Origin of the sequence: Singulisphaera photorubra (assembly GCF_045290345.1) — a bacterium.
Taxonomy (GTDB): Bacteria; Planctomycetota; Planctomycetia; order Isosphaerales; family Isosphaeraceae; genus Singulisphaera.
The window spans coordinates 5,564,615-5,583,187 of sequence record NZ_CP155447.1 but is presented as its reverse complement, the minus strand read 5'-3'; the positions used below and the strand labels follow the sequence as shown (position 1 = coordinate 5,583,187).

General features: G+C 63.9%; 10 protein-coding genes. 4 read left to right on the top strand and 6 right to left on the bottom strand.

Annotation, left to right across the window (positions count from 1 at the left end):
- Positions 1–17 precede the first annotated feature (17 nt).
- On the top strand, positions 18–503 hold the full coding sequence (locus V5E97_RS21100; protein WP_406693504.1) for a DUF4177 domain-containing protein: 486 nt from the start codon (positions 18–20) through the stop codon (positions 501–503).
- 405 nt (positions 504–908) lie between these two features.
- Positions 909–2,723, top strand: coding sequence for a sigma-70 family RNA polymerase sigma factor (locus tag V5E97_RS21095; RefSeq protein WP_406693503.1), 1,815 nt, complete (start codon positions 909–911; stop codon positions 2,721–2,723).
- A 366-nt stretch (positions 2,724–3,089) separates the two neighbouring features.
- Here V5E97_RS21095 and V5E97_RS21090 read toward each other — a convergent pair whose 3' ends face one another.
- Entirely contained in the window at positions 3,090–3,488 is a 399-nt protein-coding gene (locus tag V5E97_RS21090; RefSeq protein WP_406693502.1) for a DUF2493 domain-containing protein, read from the bottom strand.
- A gap of 235 nt (positions 3,489–3,723) precedes the next feature.
- Positions 3,724–6,690, bottom strand: coding sequence for an FG-GAP repeat domain-containing protein (locus V5E97_RS21085; RefSeq protein WP_406693501.1), 2,967 nt, complete (start codon positions 6,688–6,690; stop codon positions 3,724–3,726).
- Positions 6,691–6,931: 241 nt separating this feature from the next.
- Here V5E97_RS21085 and V5E97_RS21080 point away from each other — a divergent pair, with 241 nt between their 5' ends.
- The gene (locus V5E97_RS21080) at positions 6,932–8,083 is read left to right on the top strand and encodes a WD40 repeat domain-containing protein (protein ID WP_406693500.1); all 1,152 of its coding nucleotides are present in this window, start codon (positions 6,932–6,934) and stop codon (positions 8,081–8,083) included.
- A gap of 235 nt (positions 8,084–8,318) precedes the next feature.
- Here V5E97_RS21080 and V5E97_RS21075 read toward each other — a convergent pair whose 3' ends face one another.
- From V5E97_RS21075 to V5E97_RS21065, 3 genes are all read right to left on the bottom strand, one after another.
- Positions 8,319–10,697 (bottom strand): c-type cytochrome domain-containing protein, encoded by a 2,379-nt coding sequence (locus tag V5E97_RS21075; RefSeq protein ID WP_406693499.1) that lies wholly within the window; start codon positions 10,695–10,697, stop codon positions 8,319–8,321.
- A 44-nt stretch (positions 10,698–10,741) separates the two neighbouring features.
- On the bottom strand, positions 10,742–13,255 hold the full coding sequence (locus V5E97_RS21070; RefSeq protein WP_406693497.1) for a pre-peptidase: 2,514 nt from the start codon (positions 13,253–13,255) through the stop codon (positions 10,742–10,744).
- Positions 13,256–13,351: 96 nt separating this feature from the next.
- Positions 13,352–14,677 (bottom strand): DUF1501 domain-containing protein, encoded by a 1,326-nt coding sequence (locus tag V5E97_RS21065; RefSeq protein WP_406693496.1) that lies wholly within the window; start codon positions 14,675–14,677, stop codon positions 13,352–13,354.
- A gap of 580 nt (positions 14,678–15,257) precedes the next feature.
- On the opposite strand from V5E97_RS21065, the gene V5E97_RS21060 reads away from it, so the two are divergent.
- Positions 15,258–17,099, top strand: a complete 1,842-nt coding sequence (locus V5E97_RS21060) for a hypothetical protein (protein WP_406693495.1) — start codon at positions 15,258–15,260, stop codon at positions 17,097–17,099.
- A 28-nt stretch (positions 17,100–17,127) separates the two neighbouring features.
- Here the strand turns inward: V5E97_RS21060 and V5E97_RS21055 are convergent, their stop codons facing one another.
- Positions 17,128–18,492: a hypothetical protein gene (locus tag V5E97_RS21055; protein ID WP_406693494.1), complete on the bottom strand. Its 1,365-nt coding sequence runs from the start codon at positions 18,490–18,492 to the stop codon at positions 17,128–17,130.
- Between the last annotated feature and the right edge of the window lie 81 nt (positions 18,493–18,573).

The following is an 18,573-nucleotide window of genomic DNA, read 5'->3' as shown; positions in this document are numbered from 1 at the left end:
TATTCGGAGTCCACGCGATGTCGATCTCATTCAACTGCGAATGTGGCAAGCCTCTGAAGTCCAAAGAGGAGATGGCAGGACGGAAGACCAAATGCCCCCATTGCGGGACGATCCTGACCATCCCCGGCACGCTCGCCAAGTCCGCGAACCTGGCGAAGACGGAGTCAATCCATTCCGCCCACCCCGACGCCTTGAAAGTTGAGGGGCTGGACTGGTCGAGTCCCGAAGTGACCGCGACCACGACCGCCTCCGAACCGGCCCCCGCCTCGGGGGTCGACTCGTTGAGGCGGCCGGATCTTCCCCGCCCGGACGATGGATCGAAGCAGTACAAGGTCCTCGGCCAGAGGGATCACAGCGCCTCGGGAAAGATCAACTTCGCGAGCATGGAAGCGACTCTCAACGAACAGGCTCATCACGGCTGGATTATGAAAGCCGCGTTTGTGATCAACCTGCCTGGCCACGCGGGGAGCCATGACGAGGTCGTCTTGATCCTTGAGCGTTAGTTGAAATGATGGGCATGTGTATTTGGTTGGTGGAATTGATTGATGCCATGGGTGGTGTGCCGTCGGCGCAGCCACGTCTCGCCGTGGCAACGAAGCGGTCGGGATCAACGGCGCCGCACCAGTGGGTTGCGATTCGCCGATGCCGTCGTGCGAACGCAGCTCAGTGCGCCGTTGATGCTCCGGCTGTGTGACCCCCTTCGTTTCTCCAACTGCGGCTTGCGGAGCGATTGGACTCCGCTCTTGGACAAGTCGTCCTACAACCTGTCGCGACTTTGGGCGGCTTGTCTCCTGCCTTGGCCTCGACGGTCTCGCTGACCCGAGTCCGAAGTTTTTTTTCGATCGTCGGGAAGGATTCCCGCATGGTCGGGCATGCATTTAAGAGGGGCACGACGACGGGAGGGACTGATGAGCACGAGGGAGTCCTCGGCTGTGATGCAGCATGTTCGCACCGTACTCAACTCAGGAGCGGCCGGAGGGGCGAGCGATGCTCAACTGCTCGAACGGTTCCAAAGTCAGTACGGGAAGCCTGAAGCCGAGATTGCTTTTGCCGTATTGGTGGCACGGCACGGTCCGATGGTGCTGGGCGTTTGTCGGAGGGTCTTGCGTGAGCCCAACGATGTTGCCGACGCCTTTCAGGCCACGTTCCTGGTCTTGGTGCGCAAGGCAGGATCGGTGCGGGTCGACGACTCGCTCGGCCGCTGGCTCTATGGGGTCAGCCGTCGGGTCGCCGCCAAGGCGCGAACGGAGCGTGCTCGGCGCACGCGTCGAGAAAAGGGGGTGCCGGGGGGAGAGCCGGTGGAAACAGGCTGGCACCTCGATGCCGAGCGCCGGGAGTTGCTGACGGCGATCGATGAGGAAGTGGAACGGCTCCCCGGGCCATTCCGGGCCGCGGTTGAACTCTGTGATCTCGGGGGGCTGACCCACGAGGTTGCGGCCGAGCAGCTTGGCTGCCCGGTGGGGACGATCGAGAGTCGGCTCTCCCGAGGCCGGAAAAGACTGCGGGAACGGCTCGCTCGGCGCGGTCTCACGCCGTTGGTCTTCGGGCTTGAGGGAGCGTTGCGTCACGGGGTGCCGGACTCGTTGTCCCGTGCCACCGTGGCGAACGCGATCCGAAACGGAGCGGGTTCGATGGCCACATCGATCCTGATCGAAGCCGCAATCAAGGAGATGACATTGAAAAAAATATTCACGGTAGCGCTGGGTTTCGGGGTGGTCGCCGCTGCCTGCGGCTTGGGGTTATCTCTCGGCCCGCGCGTGATGGCCGAAAATGAACAACCAAAACCTGAGCCACAACCTGCAGCGGCCGCGGAACAGGCGAGTCAGCGATTGGCGATGGGGCTCCAGCCTCCTGCGCGAATCAAGCCTGGGGATACCTTGTTAATCGAAGTGCTCGAAGCCTTGCCGGGACGTCCGATCAGCGGCGAGCGCATCGTACGACCTGATGGGACAGTCTCGTTGGGCTTTTATGGCGACCTCGACGTGGCCGGTTTGAATCGCCATGAGATCAAGGCAAAGCTTGTTGAACATCTTCGGAAGTACATCTCCGAGGACTACCTGGGGCTCACGAGACTCGATCCGGGGGATCCCGAGGATCCCAATGATGACAAGTTGGTGCCAGTCGCCCCTCAGGATTCGGACCGCCTTTTCGTGGATGACTCTTGGAATGCCCGATCGCCAACATCCGTACCGTCCGCAGTTGCGGATGGGCCGCCCAAAGTTCAGCCGGGAGATCGGTTGGTGATCGAAGTCCTGGAGGCGATTCAGGGACGTCCAATCGCCGGCGATCGTTTGGTCCGACCTGATGGGACGATCTCGCTCGGTTTTTACGGTGATGTGCAAGTGGCTGGTTTGAACCGTCACGAGATCAAGGAGAAGCTTGTCAGTCACCTCAGCAAGTTTCTCTCCAGCGAAAAACTCGGGCTGACTCGGAAAGATCCCACGACGGGTCAACAAGTCGATATTGCCCCCGCCGACTCAGATCGTATCTTCGTCGATGAGAGCATCAACTTCCAACGTGCGAGTCGTAAGCAACCCACGGAAGCGATGGGTGAGAAACTCGACCAGATCCTCCAGTCGCTCGACGACCTCAAAAGTTCAGGCCCTGCCGGTGTTCGACCTGACCCCAAAACGGCGCGGCGCCTGGGCGATCATGAGCGAAGGCTCGGAACGATCGAATCGAAGCTCGACCGACTGATTCAGGAGATGGAGAGCCTCAGGTGACCAGCGGGGAGTTGAACTGTCCCTGCATGTAAGACTTCGCCGAACCCGTTTTTCCCTACTTCTATGCGATCGGCCATGGCATCAGCGTCGGCCTGACAATTCCCGTAGGGTGGGCACGGCCCACCATCTTAACCTTCGAATTGGCAAGGAGATAGGGATGGTGGGCCATGCCCACCCTACGGGGGAAATCGGATTCTGGCCTCTGACAAATCATAATTCGTTGATGAAATTGTAACGGGTTGGGCGAAGCTTTACCCCTGCATGGCATTGAGGCAGCAATAATTGCATGAGGAGGCTGCAATCTGACGTGTGATGGCTCCGAGGCGGCAAAGTGTAAGAGTGGACCGGTGTTCCTGACCTTGTCTCTCAAATCTGCTTCACACGCCTTGGCTTGACCTCCTCTGAGTCGATCAACCAAACCGGGATCCCTGCCTCGAGGCAACGCCGGACGCGGTCACTGGTCTCCCGGCTTCCCGCGAGGTTCCGATGAACCGCGATGGCTAACTCGGCGCCGAGGTCGACCATTTCCTGGCTGCTGATCGCCGCTGCTTTTCGCCCATGCTTTTTCCAGTCCGCCTCGTGCACCTCGGTTGCAAGGTCCTGCTCTCGTGCGGCGAGCTCGAAGGACAGATCCACACCCTTGGCTCCGCCGTGGACGATCACCAGTTCTGGGCCGTAACGACTGGCCAATCGGGTCACAATCTCTTCGGCGATGCCAAGGCAGGCCCACTCCCGATCGCCTGTGACGAGGACACGGATAGGCAACGCGAAAGCTCCTGGAACGGTCGGACCGGTGCCGACGGCGGAAGTTACCAGAGTCAATGCGAGGATCAAAGCTTAACGGACCGAATCGCCGTGTGTCACGGTCGTAGTAATCATGGGAAAATAATCGATTGTTGTGTGGATTTTACGGAGTTTATAGGTGGAAGTGTGGGGATTCAAAGAATGCTAGCGGTCTGCTTCTTTTGTTTTGTTGTTGGACATTCCCCAGGCCGAGTTGCTACTCGGTGACGTACCAAAGCGAGTGCCCGAGTCCGATTTCGCTGAGAAAAGTGATGTCGTCGAAGTCGCCCATCGGTTCGGGCAGCGCGCCGCTGCCGTAGAACCCGACAACGACCGAGTCGTCCTGGCTTGGGTCGGCGTCGCGCAGGCGGTTGGCGTACGCGATGTCTCCCCCGAACCAACAGACCCCGGGGGCGGACCGGCTCAGGAAATCATCGCTCGGCTGGCCGGGCTGGAGATAGTACCGCCGGTGTAACCAGCCACCCCCCAGCTCAGGGTAGCCGATCTGCATCGAGACGATCTGCTGGGCCCACGGGTCGCGGGCCCGGCTGACTCGGTTATCCATCTCGTAGGTCCCTCCACTGAAGTGGAAGAGACGCCCGTCGGGACCCAACCCGCGCTCGGGCGTCCAGAGCAAGGTCGGCCGGTGGGGGGTGAACGAACCCGGAATCGGCTCGCGGGCCGTCTCGCGGAAGTCCTTGCCGAGTCGACCCTCCAGTCGGTGGATGAACGTCCGCGTGTCACCGTCTCTCGGGCCTTCCATTGTCGTCATCCACAGTGGCGTCACGCCCCTTCGAGCCGCACCGGCTGTCGCGGCAACGGGGACCAGGCTCGTGAGCGGCGTCGCTTCCTCACGACCCACCGTTGGGGGCGACCCGGCGGTTCCCAACGCCCGGACCCCGATCGGCCGATCCGGTGACCTCCAGAGCAGTAACACCAAACGGCTCCCGAGGGCCGCCAGTGTGGGCTCAGCCCCTTGGCTGGTTGGGATCGGCGTCGCTGGGCCCACCGATGGTTTGCCGGCTGGATCGAGCGTTACCCGGCGGAGAGCAATCCCCACCTTGGTTGGATACGCGATCCATGTCGCACCCCCGAGGTAGGCGGCTGACGGGTCGCCCGTCACGCCCGACTCTTCAATGGTCACCTCCGTCGACCACCGCGCACCATCCTTGTCGCGGTCCTTCCCCTCCCACACCCGGAGTCGCAGATTTCCGGGCTGTTCCGGCGAGAGCTCCGCCGCCCTGCCGGGGGCGGGTCGCCCGAGGATCAGGATCAGTCGCTCACCAGCCCCCGGAGCGTGCGTGACCAGCACTGGAGTGGTCACCGACCGGCCGACCGCGTAACGTGGGCCAACGTCAGTTCCATGGCTGTAGTTGACGTCGGCCGTTACATTCTCTTCGCCAAAGACACCGTTCCAGTTCCAGTCGATCAGCGTCGACTTTCCCGCCGGTCTTAACCGGAAGTGGTACGGCGAACCATTGAGGAATGCGACCTTCTCGATGGAAAGCGGTAGCCGTTCCGACAGCAGGCGCTCGTTCAGCGCAGCTCGGCCGAGCAACCCGTCCGAGAACTGCTTCTTGTCGGGCAGGTCGTTCAACCCATTCTGATAGCAGTAACTCATCATGCTGGCGTAGGTCGGGCTGTTGTGTGGCTGAAACCCGTCGTGGTTCAGACCGAGCTGGTGGCCGAGCTCATGCGACATGACGTCCTGAATCTGGGGGTTGGTTGTGAACCGTCCGTTGTCGCCCATCATTTTCGCCACCCCGAATCCGGGGTCCCCCGGCCCGCCGCAGAACATGGTGTGGACGACGCCGCGGTGCGGCCTGGGTGGGTAGCGGGCGTCGAACCGGCGGATCACATCGTCGAACTCGCTGCGTGGGGTCGGGTCGCGGTAAACGGCGTGGAGGGCGATGCCCCGTGAGCCGTCACGGTTTTTGACCGGCAGTGACGCGAAATAACGGACGGTGACCTCCACTTCCGCCTCGAGCAGCTTGAGGTCGACGTTTTCGAATCGCTCGATCTCGACGATCAAGTCCTTTCGCCCTGGTTTGCACCCGAGGGCCGGCAGGTCGAGGCCGCCCGGACGGACCGCCCCGGATTTCCAGGCGTCGAGCAAGCCGTCATCGTCCGAGGCGAGAAACCCTTTGGCCCGGTCGTCCGGGAGCGAGGCGAAGTGAACAAGCACGTCGTGGCCTGTGCCCGTGCCCGAGTCGGGCGCGGATCGCTGGCGGATGAGGTCGTCTCGGCCATTGCCGTCGACGTCGGCCACCAGCCAGCGGAGGTCTCCGCGCGCCTGCGCGGGTGTGGGCAGGGCCGGCAGGTCGACTCCCTTCGCGGGGTCGCCCGCGGCCAGTAGCCGACGGCCCAGGATGATGTCGGAAGTCTTCTCACCACGAAACCGGCCCACGGCCAGGTGATCGTCGGCCCCGGCCTTGAGCAGTGAGGAGGAGGGATCCAAGCGGCCTGGACCACCGGCCTCGAACCGGAGTTGAGCCCGCCGGAGGTTCCCACCCTGGTCGATCCAGACGAGGCTATCGCACGAATCGTCGCCGAACCGGCCGACCTCAAGCTGGCGTGCCCGCGGCAGCTCGCCGACCACCGACCTGATCGCGAAGCGGACGCTGGTCCCATTGGTCCGCTCGTTGATCATGACATGAAGTCGACCGCGCGCCCCTCGGATGAGGAGGTCGAGGCGGCCGTCGCCATTGAGGTCAGCGGCATAAGCGCGGGCGGGGCCTTCGGGGATCTCGCCCTGCGGGAATCGAACGGCCGTGTGGTCACTCGTGAACCGACTGGTGCCAGTGGCCATCCCGGAGACGACGTGGACTGAGCCGTCGTCGAGAAGTACGACGAGGTCGTCAGCGCCTGGCTGCGTGAATGGGCCGAACGTGGCCGTTAAGGGGGGGAGACCGAACGGTGGACGGGCACGCACCGGGCGGATTGGCTTGCCCAGTGCCGAAGTCCGCGCGATCTCGGCGATGCCGTCACGGTTCGTTAAGGCCAGAAGGTCAGCTCGGCCATCGCCGTCGGCATCGCCCGCCAGAAGGCACCCATTGCCGGCGGCCCACCGGTAGGTCCAAAGTTGCGCCGGGCTCAGGGTGACCACCTCGTCGGCACTGCCGGCCTCGCCCAGCAGAAGGCAAACGATCCCGATAAGCCCAACCTGCCACTTTTGTTGACTCATGTAATCGCTCTTGCAAGTGCACACCGACGGGGGGTGGGCTTACCTGGCCCTCGAACCAATGGATGAAACGGCGTTTATGTTCCCCCCCCCCGGATCCAAAGCCAAGAACACGGACCAGGACGGCTCGTGGGAGATCGTGGCGGGGTTTTCAAGAACTCCTACCGACTCTATCATGATTATCTTCGCGAATTGATCTTTAGAAATGGCCTTTTCTCCCCGCAGATTGAGGAGTGGTCCACTTATGTCGGAACAGCTCACGTCGCGAAACGATGGTTGTCCGGTCCCAGACGCTCCAGAATGCGGAAAATGGCTGGGGCGAAGAGCGAGTATTGGGGCCGTTTTCGGCTTACTCGTCTCGATCGGGATCGGGCCGACGACCCGGGCGCAACCGGCGGCCGAAGAAGCGGAGCCCAAGAAGGCGGAGTCGGGCGGCGCACCGCGTCTAATCAAAGGGCATACGGACTGGGTCTGGGCGCTCGCCCTCTCGCCTGACGGCAAGAAGCTGGTCACAGGCGCAGGGGCCAAGGACCACACGGCCCGCGTCTGGGACTTCGGCACGGGTGTCGAGCTACAGCGGCTCAACGTTCGCGGAGCCGTCTTCAGCGTCGTGCTCTTGCCCGGCGGCCGCCGGGCCGCCGTCGCATGCGAGGACGGTTTGATCTACCTGTTCGACACCGAGAACGGCAAGCTCCTTGGCCGCTTGCAAGGACACCGAGGAGAGGCCTTCAGTCTGTCTCTGTCCCGGGACGGAAAGGTCCTGGCCAGCGGCAGCCAGGACGGCACCGCGCGATTCTGGGACACGACGCAAGGGGGCGAGCTCCTTCGTCTCAAAGTCTCAGGACGGGAGGTCCGGGCCGTTTCCCTGTCCCGCGACGGCCGCTGGCTCCTGACCGGTGACTTCGACTCTTTGGGCCGGCTCTGGGATACGACGACCGGGCAAGAGGTCATCCGCTACGAGGGGCACACCAGGGCCGTCACCTGCGTGGCCTTCACGCCCGATGGTCGGCGGATCGTCACCGGGAGTCACGATAAGTCGGTCCGGCTCTGGGACACGGAGAGCGGGCGCGAGCTGGGCAACTTCGACGGCGTGGACGGCCAGGTGTACGACGTCGCCGTCTCTCCGGACGGCCGCCGCGTCGCTGCCGGGCTGAGCAATCGGAAAATCCTCATCTGGGACGTCGCCCACGGGAAGCAACTCGCGTCCTATGACATCAAGGAGGGGGGTGTCCTGAAACTTCTCTTCACCCCCGACGGGAGCAAACTCGTGGCCGGCTGTGGCGACGGCTCCGTCTGGATCAGCGACCTGCCCGCTAAGTTCCCGGACGAGACCGCCGCTCCCACCAGCGATAAGCCACGCGGCAAGAGCCGGGCGAAGGCAAAATCAGGGCGATAGCGCTCTGCAGGGCGATCACTCGAATGAGTTGAGAATGAACCATGCATCGGCTTGCCGATGGATGAGCCTGAATTGAATCCATTGATCCGCAATCGAGCGAAAGCAACGACGATCTTCGCGGTTTCCGCAACGGGTGGGTTTACAGTCGCACGGCCGGCCCGGCCGTAATTCCCTCGGGGTTGGTGTGAGTCCGAGGGGATACGGCCGGGCCGGAATTTCCACGTGATTCCGCGTGTCAAGGCTTGGCGGAGGCCGTTTTCGTCGCTGGGGCCTGCGCGGGGGCTTCGATCTTGCGGATGACCTGGGCGTTCTGGCCGTTCCAGATGTAGAGGACGCTGTCCGCGCCACCGGCGGCGACGCGGCTGCCGTCTTTGGATACGGCGACGCTGAAGACATAGTCGCTCGGGCCGCTGAAGGTACGGAGCACTCCGCCACCTCCGCCACGTCGCCGGCGCTGGCCTTTGGCGGTTCCTTCGGCGCTGGTGGTGACGTTCCAGAAGCGGACCAGGTTGTCGCCCGAGGCGCCGGCGACCTCGGTCTTACCGGGCACCCAGCGCACGGCCGTGATTTGCTTGCCGGCTGGGGGAAGCGTCAAGAGCTGCTCACCTGATTCAAAATCCCAGACCTTGACGACGTTGTCGGCCCCCCCGGACACGAGTTCCTCGCCGTCGGATTTCCAGTCGACGGCCAGGACGTGATGCGTGTGACCCTCGAACGATTTCAGCTCCTTGCCGTCGGCCAGGTTCGTGACCTTGAGGAACTTATCCGCCGCGCCCGAGGCGAGCTTGGTGCCGTCGGGGCTGAAGCGAACGCCGAAGACGGTGTCGGAGTGGAGCGAGTCGAGCGAGCGAACCAGGGTGGCCTTCTCGACATCCCAGATTTTGATTTCGCCCGACCGCGACGGCTCGCCACCGCCGGCGGCGAGGAGCTTTCCATCGGGGCTGAAGTCGATCGAGAGGACCCGGAAGACGTGCGGTGTGAGCGGCTTCATCTCGGACCATGAACCCTCGAAGGTCCAGGTCTTCAGGGTCTTGTCGGCCGAGGCTGAGATGAGCGAACCCTCAGCGGAGAAAGCCGCGTTCAGAATGGGCTGGATCGCGGCGTTATCGGGCGCGGAGTGGCCGAAGGCAATGACCCCCCGTCCGTCGGCCGTGTCCCAGACTTTGAGTCCGCCGTCTCCCCCCGCAGTGACGACGCGATCGCCCTTGGGCGAAAAGCCGACGCTTTGAATCGGTCCGTTGTGACCGGTGAGCGTGGTGCGAAGGGTGCCGGTGGGGAGGTCGAAGAGCCGAGCGTTCTTGTCGGCCGAACCTGTCAGCAGCGTTTTGCCGTCGGGGCTGACGGCGACGGCCAGGACCAGGCCGGAATGCTGACCCTCGATCGTGTGCGCCAACTTACCGTCCGCGACGTTCCAGAGGCGGACCGTGGCATCGTCTCCGCCGGTGATGATGAGCTGGCCGTCAGGCGTCACGGCCAGGGCCTGAACCGGACCTTTGTGGCTGGCCAGGACAATGGGATCGGCGAGCTTGACGTCATCAGGCGTTTTCGAGGCCTGGAGGTCGGCCTCCGGGGGGAGCGTCCAGATCCGCCCCGAGCCGTCGGAGGAGACGGAGGCGAGCCGAGCGCCATCGGGGGTGAACGCGAGGCGGTTGACCGGCCCTGTATGCCCCTTCAAGGTGGCGGTGAGCTTGCCGTCGGCTGCGTTCAACAGGCTGATACCGTTGTCCTGGCCGCCAAGAGCGAGCGTCTTGCCGTCGGGTGAGAGGGCGATCGCCAGCACGGGGGCAGGCGCGTTCATCTGACGACTCAGTTTGCCGTCGGCCAGGTTCCAGACGCGAACCGTCTTGTCGGGCGAGGCGGAGAAGGCGGTCTTGCCGTCGGCCGAAACGGCGACGGCCTTGACCGGTTCGGTGTGGCCGGCGAGCGTCTTGTCGAGGCCTCCGCTCGGGACGTTCCAGAGTGTCACCACTTGATAGCTGCCTGCCGCCAGCCGCTTGCCATCGGGGCTGAATTGGACCGACTGGATGATGTCCTTGTGGCCGCCGAGTGAGGCGATCTCGAGCCCTGAGGCCGCGTCGTAGACTTGAACCACGTTCGCCCGACCGGCGGCGACTCGCTCACCGCTGGCGGTCATGTCGACGGCGACGATCGGCTGCACGCCCGGTGGCAAGGTTCCGAGCTCGATCGGCTTGGCCGTCTCCTCGGACGAGTCGTCCTTGGCGCCCGCGTCGAGCCAGAGCTTGAGCAAGCCGAGCTCGGCGGAAGTGAGCGGTTCGTTGTTTTTCTTATCCTTGGGGGGCATGACGGGCTCGACCTGATGAGAGGCCATCTTGAAGAGAAGGCTCTCTTCGGCCTTGCCCGGAACGATCGCGGGGCCATGCTTGCCCCCCTTGAGCATCCCGGCCACCTCTTCGATGTCGAGCTTGCTCTCGGCCAACGCTGCGCTATGACATCCCACGCATTTGTTGGCGAGGATATCCGCAACCTCGTTGGCGTAGCTGACCGGTTCGGTACGTGTCGGGACCGTCACCGGGATCGGCGTGGTGGCGGGGGCGGGGGCAGGGGCATCGGCGCCCAGCAAGAGCAGGGCGACGAGGCAAAGGGCGTGGCGCATGGGGAATCTCCTCGGTCGGATGCGTACGGCGTGAGACTCACGCCCTATTTGCCAAGAGTCAGGACGAGCGGTTCATCGACCTCGATCGGCTCTCCGCGGACCGTCGCGATCGCGCGAACAGCCGCTCCCGCCACCGCGCCCACCGGACTGTCGGCGGCCGCCTGAACCACGAACTTGGCTGTCGTCTGGCTGGCGGCGATGGTCACCGGCGTGGCCGAAAGCTTCAGGGCAGGGGGGCTTACGAGGGACACGGTCAGGTCGTCGGCGAACCCCCCCTGGCGGGCGATCGTTACGTCCACCTCCAGGGTTCCCCCTTGCTTGAGGGCGCCCCCTTTGTTGTTTAGCGTCAAAGTCAGGGGGGCGGGGCGGACCACCAACCGGATTGCGTTCGAGGGCTCGTTCAGGGTGATGTTCGGTTTCTTCTGCGCGTCCGGAGTCTTGCTGAACGGAAATGGACCGGTTCCCCGCAAGAGGAAGGTGTATTCGCCGGGTGCCACGGTCTTGGCCACGAACAGCGGGAGTGTGCCGGTGGTTTCCGCCTTGGCGATGGTCGCAGTTCCGTTGACCACGTTGGCGGGCAAGTCGGCGGCGGTGACGGTGACGGCCTCGGCGAAGCCATCCCGTCGCGCAACCGAGACGGACAGGTTGACTTGATGTCCTTGGGCCACGGTGAAGGTGGGTGGCGAGGCGGTGAGTGTCAGCGGGCGGGCGTCAACCACGGCCAGGACGAACCCTCGGCTCACCCGTGCGGGAGCCATCGCCGGGGCTTGCGGACTGCCCGGTGGCCAGATCATGGTTCCGGCGATGGCCTGGTGGGAGAGGTCCGGCCCGAGCTTGGTCGCTCCCGAGACGTAGCCGAGCTCTTCCTTGCGGTCGCCGTATCGGCTCCGTCCGACGAGTTGGACGGTCCCGACGCGAGGCTTGGCACCCTCCTCGGCCTCGAACACGACCGGGGCCATCACCTGGCCCGCGGCGATCGTCACGGGTTCACAGCGCACACCAGGGGGCAAGTCACCTGCCACCACGCGGATTGGGCCGGCAAAACCATCGGTGCGCCACGCCACCACGGTGGCTGTCGCTCTGCCCCCCGCGGCGATCGTCAACGAGTCAACCAAGGTGGCGCTGGCCGGAACAATGAAGAGCCGGAAATCGGGGCGCTCGGGGCGAATGTTGAGCCGGTAGACCAGCCGCGGATCCCCGCGCTGGGAGGAGTAAAGGTCGTTGACGACCACCTGGTAGGTGCCGTCTTCGGGAACCTGCCAGCGCAGCGACGCATCAACGGAACCGACCCCGAACTGCGCTCCGCCTCCCTGGTCGGGCGTGTCCTCGGCTGCCCCGAGGTCTTTCGGCGGGGCCTTGGCGACGACCTGCTGGATCAGGAACGCGGGATCGGCGGGGGAACCGAGACGCTCGGCCGTGGCCTCGATCCACCAGACCTCCCCCTTGCGCGCGGAGAATCGGTAGATGTCGCTGTCGTTAGGTGCGCCAAAGGTGCCGGAGATGTCACAAGGGGGCGTCACCATCTGGGCGTGCTCGTCCTGATTCGGCTCTGCTTCCAGCACGACCGGATCGGTGGCTTCGGCGATGAACAGCGGGTTCGAGGTCCCCGACGGCAGCGTAAGTGCGTATTCGAACCCCCGTCGTGGGGCGGCCTGGGACGGGAGGAAGTGGCGTGAAGGGGTCAAAGGGTCGATCTCGCCCGAGGCGGGGGGCGTGATCGTGACCGTCTTACGTTCGATCGGCCGCCCATCGATCAGCAGGTCGGGGGCAGGCGTTCCCCCGAGGTTGCGGCCGATCAGCGTGAACGAGGTCGGGACGCCGGGCGTGGCAACCGTGGGCAAAATCGCGTCGAGGTGGGGGCCGTCGCTCAAGGTCAGGCGATAGGAATGGTCAGCCGACCCACCATAAACGACGTCGTGGACCTTGATGTAATATCGGCCGTCGGCCGGCAAGGTCAGGTCCAGGAACGGGTCGACGCCGAGGGCGTCGCGGCACTCCGCCAGCTCGCGTCCGGCAGCGTTGAGGATGTGGATTGTAGCGTCGAGCCGACTCTCGAGTCGTTCGGCGTTCAACTCGAACAGCACTCGCTGGCCCGCTTTCCCATCGAATCCGAAAACGTCGACGTCGGTCGCGGTGATCTGACCGTTGATGACCGAGTTGAGCGTGACGACCTGCGCCTGGCTCAGCACATTGTTGGGCTCGCTCTCGACGAGATCGGGCCGGTCGTCCACCACGAAGGTGCGGGGGTTGGTCACACCGTAGGTGCCGACCGCGCGGACGTCGTGGTGTCCGACCGGGGTGCCAGGGGCGCAAACGACTCGAAACGTCGAGGCTTTGAGATGGAACGCCCGGAGCCCGGGATGATCGAACCAGAGGGAATGGACACCTTCGAGGTCGGTCCCATTGAGCGTGACATCGACCGACTCACCCACGCGACTCCCGAGTCGGGAAAGGCTGGTGAGCTTGGCCTGTGGCCATTGGGCCTGGGCGAATTTTGGGGTTCCGAGCATCCCGAACAGCAGGACAATCAGAGCTGAGGTACGGAGGGAAGTGATCATGGCCGCTCTCGAGGGCAGGGGCCTTGGCATCGTTTCAACGGGCATCCGTTGAAGGCAGGTAGAAGCGCAGGCAAAAAAATGAGTGGCGGGCGCGGCTTATCCTTGAAGAAGCTCGGCGATCGGCTGCCCGTGGTTCAGGACAGCCAAGGGGCGGCCGGCTTCGTTGGGGAACTCCGCGGCGGGATCGATACCGAGGACCTGATAAACTGTACGGAGCAGGTCTTCAGGACGCAAGGGGCGATCCGACGGAGACTCCCCCTTGCTATTGGTCGCTCCCACGGCCTGGCCGGTGACGAGCCCGCCCCCCGCGACGAGGGCGCTCATACAGCCGGGCCAGTGGTCGCGGCCGCCCAACCCATTGACGCGCGGAGTGCGGCCGAATTCGCCCCAGACGACGAGGAGCACTCTCTGGCTGAGTCCTCGATCGTGAAGGTCTTCGACCAGGCTGGCAATCGCAGCGTCGAGCGGTGGCAGTTGCTTTCGGCAATGGGTTGCGATCTGGGTGTGATGATCCCAGGCCCCGTCCGTGACCGTCACGAAGGTGACCCCCGCCTCGACCAGTCGGCGGGCGAGCAGGCAGGCCTGCCCGATCGAGGTCCGGCCGTAGCGATCCCGGGTCTTCGATTCCTCCCGCGACAGGTCGAAGGCCCGACGCGCGGCGGGACCGGTTACCATGGCGTACGCCTCGGCCGTGAACCGATCCATCCCTTCCATCATGCCCGAGGCATCGCGGCGGCGGTCGAGCCGGTCGAGCTTGGCGAGCAAGCCGCGGCGGTCGTCGAGCCGGTCGAGCGAGAGCCCGTCGGGGGGCGCCAGGTTCGGCACCTTGCCGGTCGCGGCTGGATCGCCATCGAGCGAGAATGGGTTGAAGCCAGGCCCGAGGTACGCCGCCTGCCCGAACCGGGGAGCGCGCGGGATCCCGGCATAAGCGGGCAGTCCGGGTTGTCGGGCACCGAGCATGCGGGCCGCGATCGAACCGGAGCTCGGCCGTTCGTTGCCGCGCGGGGTCGCGTCGGACGACGGGTAACCCGTCATGACCCAATGCGTCCCCCCCGAATGGTCGGACGTCGTGTGGTGCAGGCTCCGGAGGATCGCCAGCTTATCCATCACCCGCGCCTGGCGGGGAAAGAGCTCGCTGAGATAGATTCCCGGGACCGAGGTCGGAATCGCCCGGAATTCTCCACGGAACTCGGCCGGTGCGCTCGGTTTCGGGTCGTAGGTCTCGATCTGGGACGGACCACCGTCGAGGATCACCTGAATGACGGCCGTCTCATTGCTCCGGTCGAGGCCCTTTGTGCTCGCATCGAGGCGGAGCACGTGGGGCCAGGCAAGACCCGTCACGAGGAGTCGCCCGGCGCGGAGGACGCTCCGTCGGCTCACCACGGAGCATGCGGCACCAGACCCTCCGAAGTCCTCGGTCATGAGCGTTCCTCACCTCCGTGCCGAACTCTTGTTCTCAGCTTACCCGAGCCCGTTGCGGAGGCCAATCGCACTCGGAGCGAGGTTCTTTTTCGCTCGCCTCCCAGGCGAGCGGGGAGCTTATCGCTCCCATTTTTTTTTTGTCTGTCGAGCATGGAGGCGGAGTTGCTTCCGGGATCCTGTCCGTGATCCAGGTTGATGGCCGCTTGGCTGCCAGCACTTCAAACCGGCACGGAGTCAGCGACCGGTCGGTCGCTAGAGCGGTTTGCGGATGCGTTGCGCACGGTGGTTGGTCTCAAGACTCAGGAGCACGTGCGGAAACGGGGACTGGCTCCGGAGCGCAGCGGAGGTGCCTGTCCCCCTTTCCGCCGAGGCCGCCCGTGACGGCCCGGAAAATGGGGACAGGCACCCGGCCGCCAGGTCGTCCGGAAAAGCCGAGCATGAAGCGGGCCGGGAGCCAGTCCCCGTTTTCCTCCACCGTGCGCAATGCGATCGTAAACCGCTCTAAAGGAGTAAAAAGGGAGCGCTGGGTGGTCTTTGTGAGAGCTCCAGCTTGGCCCCTCATAATCCTGAATCTCCCAAGATGTTTCCATTGAAGGGCCTGGCTACAATCCTGCTCTGTAACGCCGGCCTCGAGTTTCATCGTTTTCAATGCGAGGGCTGTTTTGTGCGAGTGCTGAGCGAGACAGGTTCGCCGACGGGGGAGTGGAATCGGATTGCGTTGCTGGTGTGGCCGGCGCGGGTTGCGATTGTCTTGCTGGTTGCCTGGATGTGCCTTAGCGGCTATTGGAAGCATCCGTCGAGGTATGACCTGGACCTTTCGGGTTGGGTCAACGCCGATGCTCCGCGTCTCGAGCAGATCGTGCGGCGATTGATCTTTGAATGGGGGACGGACTTGGCGGGCTTTGCCGCCATCGGAGTTCTGGCGTACTGGGCCTTGGGCAATCTCGAGATGCGGATCGGACGCTGGGCACGCCTTGGCCTGATTGTCGGCGCGGGGGTCGCGATCTGCGGACTCGTGCGTGGGGGGCAACTGGGGCAGATTCCCGCTCTCGGCCATCTTGTTCTGCCACTCGGAGCCTACGGTCTCGGAGCTTGGGTGGGTCGAGCCTGTGTCCGAGGTCGCCGTGCGATTCTTTGGCTCGGGCCGCAATTCGGGGCGTTGTTGGGCGTGGTCGGCGTTCTGGTCCTCGTGGTTGGGTGGCTCTCCCTGCAGGATGAACCCTTGGCTTTTGAGCCGACCGCAGTCGGGATGGGGGCGAATCGCAAGCTGGCCAACAAGCTACGAGGCACACGCGACGGAGCCGATTGGGCCCGACGAGTCCGCCTGAGCGGCGAAGACCTGAACCAAATGGTCGGGTTGGGGCTCTCTCGAGTCTCACCCGGATCCAAGGCACGTCTTCGGATCGAGGGCGGGTTGGCTGACGCTGAACTGTCTTATGCTCTGCGAGTTCGCGGTAAACCTCGGTATCTCAACCTGCATTTTCGCGGATCCGCACGGATCGATGATGGGGAACTGAGCGTGCAAGCCAATCGTTTGTCGATCGGCCGTGTGGGCGTCCCCTGGGTGGTTTTGGGGCTGGTTGCACCACCGATCGCGAGCACAATTCGTCACGATCGCGACCTGCGAAACATCGTGGGCTCCATTGCGTCCGTGCGCATGACAGGGGACGCCGTGGAGACGGTTTTCAAGCCCGGCGAATGCAACAACACCTTTTTGCCGTCCATCGCGCTAGCGATCTCAGGCAAGCCCAACCTGATCGTGCCGACTCGGGAGCATGTGCGGCATCTCGTTGAAGGATCCGAAGATCTGCCAGATGGCGAGGGGCGTTTCGCGGAGCTTTTGCGCCGCGCCTTTGACTTTGCACGCAAGCGATCGATCGACGGAGATCCGATCCTCGAGAACCGATCGGCCCTGGTCGCTCTGGCCGTTCTCCTGGGGCACGAACGGGTCGAGTCTGTGGTTGGGCCGGTGCTCGACGATCGGTTGCGTGAGATTTCGAGGCGCAATCTGCAAGGCGTCAACTTGCGCGGTCGAGGTGACTGGACAAAGCATTTTTACGTGAGCGCGGCCATGGCGTTGATCGCCTGTGAACAGACAAGTGACAAGATCGGCGTCCTGAAGGAAGTCCTCGACGCGGAGGACGGTGGGAGTGGATTCTCGTTCGGCGACCTCGCCGCCAATCGGGCGGGAATCCAGCTGGCACGGGTCTCCACTTACAATCTCGACTCGGCTCGTGCGCTACAGGAACGGCTGGCTGTTGATTTCCCAATCGACACTGTCTTCCCGGAGGTAGCCGACCTGCCGGAGGACCTGAATCGGGACGAGTTTCAGGCGAAGTTCGGAGGGGTCGGTGGTGAAGCGTATCGCGAACTGGTCGCGGAGATCGATCGTCGCCTGGCGCAGTGCCCGGCACTGAGGTAGCGGTCGTCCGATCTGTGCGACTTTGCAATTAGCGGGATGCCGTCGGTACTTTCCAGGTGGCCGGCAGCCCTGGCTTCGTGTCGCGGAGAATTTCGAGGATCGCTTCGCGATCTTCCAGGGCCAGGATGGGGTCGTCCTTCTTGGTCCCTCGGCCGTTGAGGATCTCCCAGAGACGGGTATAGACGTAGTCCTTCACGGCGCTGGGGAGCGAGTCGAAGGCGCGGGAGTAGATCAGGTAGCTGCACGGATAACGGAAGATCCGGGTCTTGAGGTCGAAGTCGCGGAGGGATCGGCCCTTGGAGTCGCGGGGGCCGCGAGCGGCAAAGTCGGCTTCGAAAGATGACGTGCCTTGGATTCGGTCGGTCAGACGCACCTCATCGCGGAAGAGCATGTATTGGACCACGGCCTCGCCCACGCTCCGGATCCGGGACCGGGCGCTGGTGGACTCCTGGTCGAGGGGCTCACCAAGTGCTTTGTTGAATTCTTTCTCATAGTCAAGCGCCATGCGCGTTTCCATCCCGGCGCGGGCCAGGCGGTTGAGCATGCCGACCTGGTGCTCGAGAACCATTAACGCAACGATGTCGCTGTGGGGTGTCGGGTAGAATGCCGTGGTGAATCGATCCTTGAGATCGACCACATTCACCCCCTCGGTGTTCTCGATCTCCTCGGGTTTTCTTGAGCCTTGGCTGATCATATTCCCCATGTGAGTCTGCTGGCCGCTGGTACCGGTTACGTACCAGCCACCCCAGCGCTCGGCGATCGGGCTCGTGTGATCGGTGCGGTATGAACCGCTGGCCAGGAGAGGGAGCCCTTGACGGTCCACGAAGACGGAACGGACCAGGTGGCCGGGGATCCCCTGAGTGGTCGAGGAACTATGACAGAGCAGGCACGACTCGGTCTGTCGCTCCAGGGCCGACTTCTCCTCACGCGACTGCTCGAGCGTGTAGTAGGTCGTGCCGATCGCGTCGTCGACGGCCGAGATCTCGATGACCTGGCCACGGAGGCAGAAGCCGACCATCACCTCATCATTGAAGTAGATCGCGCGAGGCGTCTTGGGCGAGATCCGCTCGCGTTGCAGGCTCGTCTTCGAGAACACGAGGACTTGTGACGACTCGGGGATGTCGAGCGCACGGAGGAGCGAGCGCAAGTACCCGTGCTCCGGCTCGAACTCAAGCTTCGTCTCCCCCTTGGCAAGCCGCTCCTTGAGCTGCGATACCGCATTGCGAGGTTCCGCCGAGCTGTAATGGATCGGGGCACGCTCAATGTCCTGGCCGCAAACCGTGGTCCCGGCCGCGAACGCCGCCAAGCCAACCAGCAGGACGCCGAGTCCTCGCCCTGACGCGCTACTCATCTGCACCTGACGCACTGCCGAAGGTCGGGCACTTGCTGCCATCGTTCACCCTCATCCATGGCTTCTCGACATCCACGGACCGATTCGTGCCGAATTATCGAATCGATGGTAGGATGTCTAGGC

Excerpts from the sequence above, each read along its gene's own strand:
- V5E97_RS21100 (WP_406693504.1), top strand. The coding sequence starts at position 18 with ATGTCGATCTCATTCAACTGCGAATGTGGCAAGCCTCTGAAGTCCAAA.
- V5E97_RS21095 (WP_406693503.1), top strand. The coding sequence starts at position 909 with ATGAGCACGAGGGAGTCCTCGGCTGTGATGCAGCATGTTCGCACCGTA.
- V5E97_RS21085 (WP_406693501.1), bottom strand. The coding sequence starts at position 6,690 with ATGAGTCAACAAAAGTGGCAGGTTGGGCTTATCGGGATCGTTTGCCTT.
- V5E97_RS21080 (WP_406693500.1), top strand. The coding sequence starts at position 6,932 with ATGTCGGAACAGCTCACGTCGCGAAACGATGGTTGTCCGGTCCCAGAC.
- V5E97_RS21075 (WP_406693499.1), bottom strand. The coding sequence starts at position 10,697 with ATGCGCCACGCCCTTTGCCTCGTCGCCCTGCTCTTGCTGGGCGCCGAT.
- V5E97_RS21070 (WP_406693497.1), bottom strand. The coding sequence starts at position 13,255 with ATGATCACTTCCCTCCGTACCTCAGCTCTGATTGTCCTGCTGTTCGGG.
- V5E97_RS21065 (WP_406693496.1), bottom strand. The coding sequence starts at position 14,677 with ATGACCGAGGACTTCGGAGGGTCTGGTGCCGCATGCTCCGTGGTGAGC.
- V5E97_RS21060 (WP_406693495.1), top strand. The coding sequence starts at position 15,258 with ATGTTTCCATTGAAGGGCCTGGCTACAATCCTGCTCTGTAACGCCGGC.
- V5E97_RS21055 (WP_406693494.1), bottom strand. The coding sequence starts at position 18,492 with ATGGCAGCAAGTGCCCGACCTTCGGCAGTGCGTCAGGTGCAGATGAGT.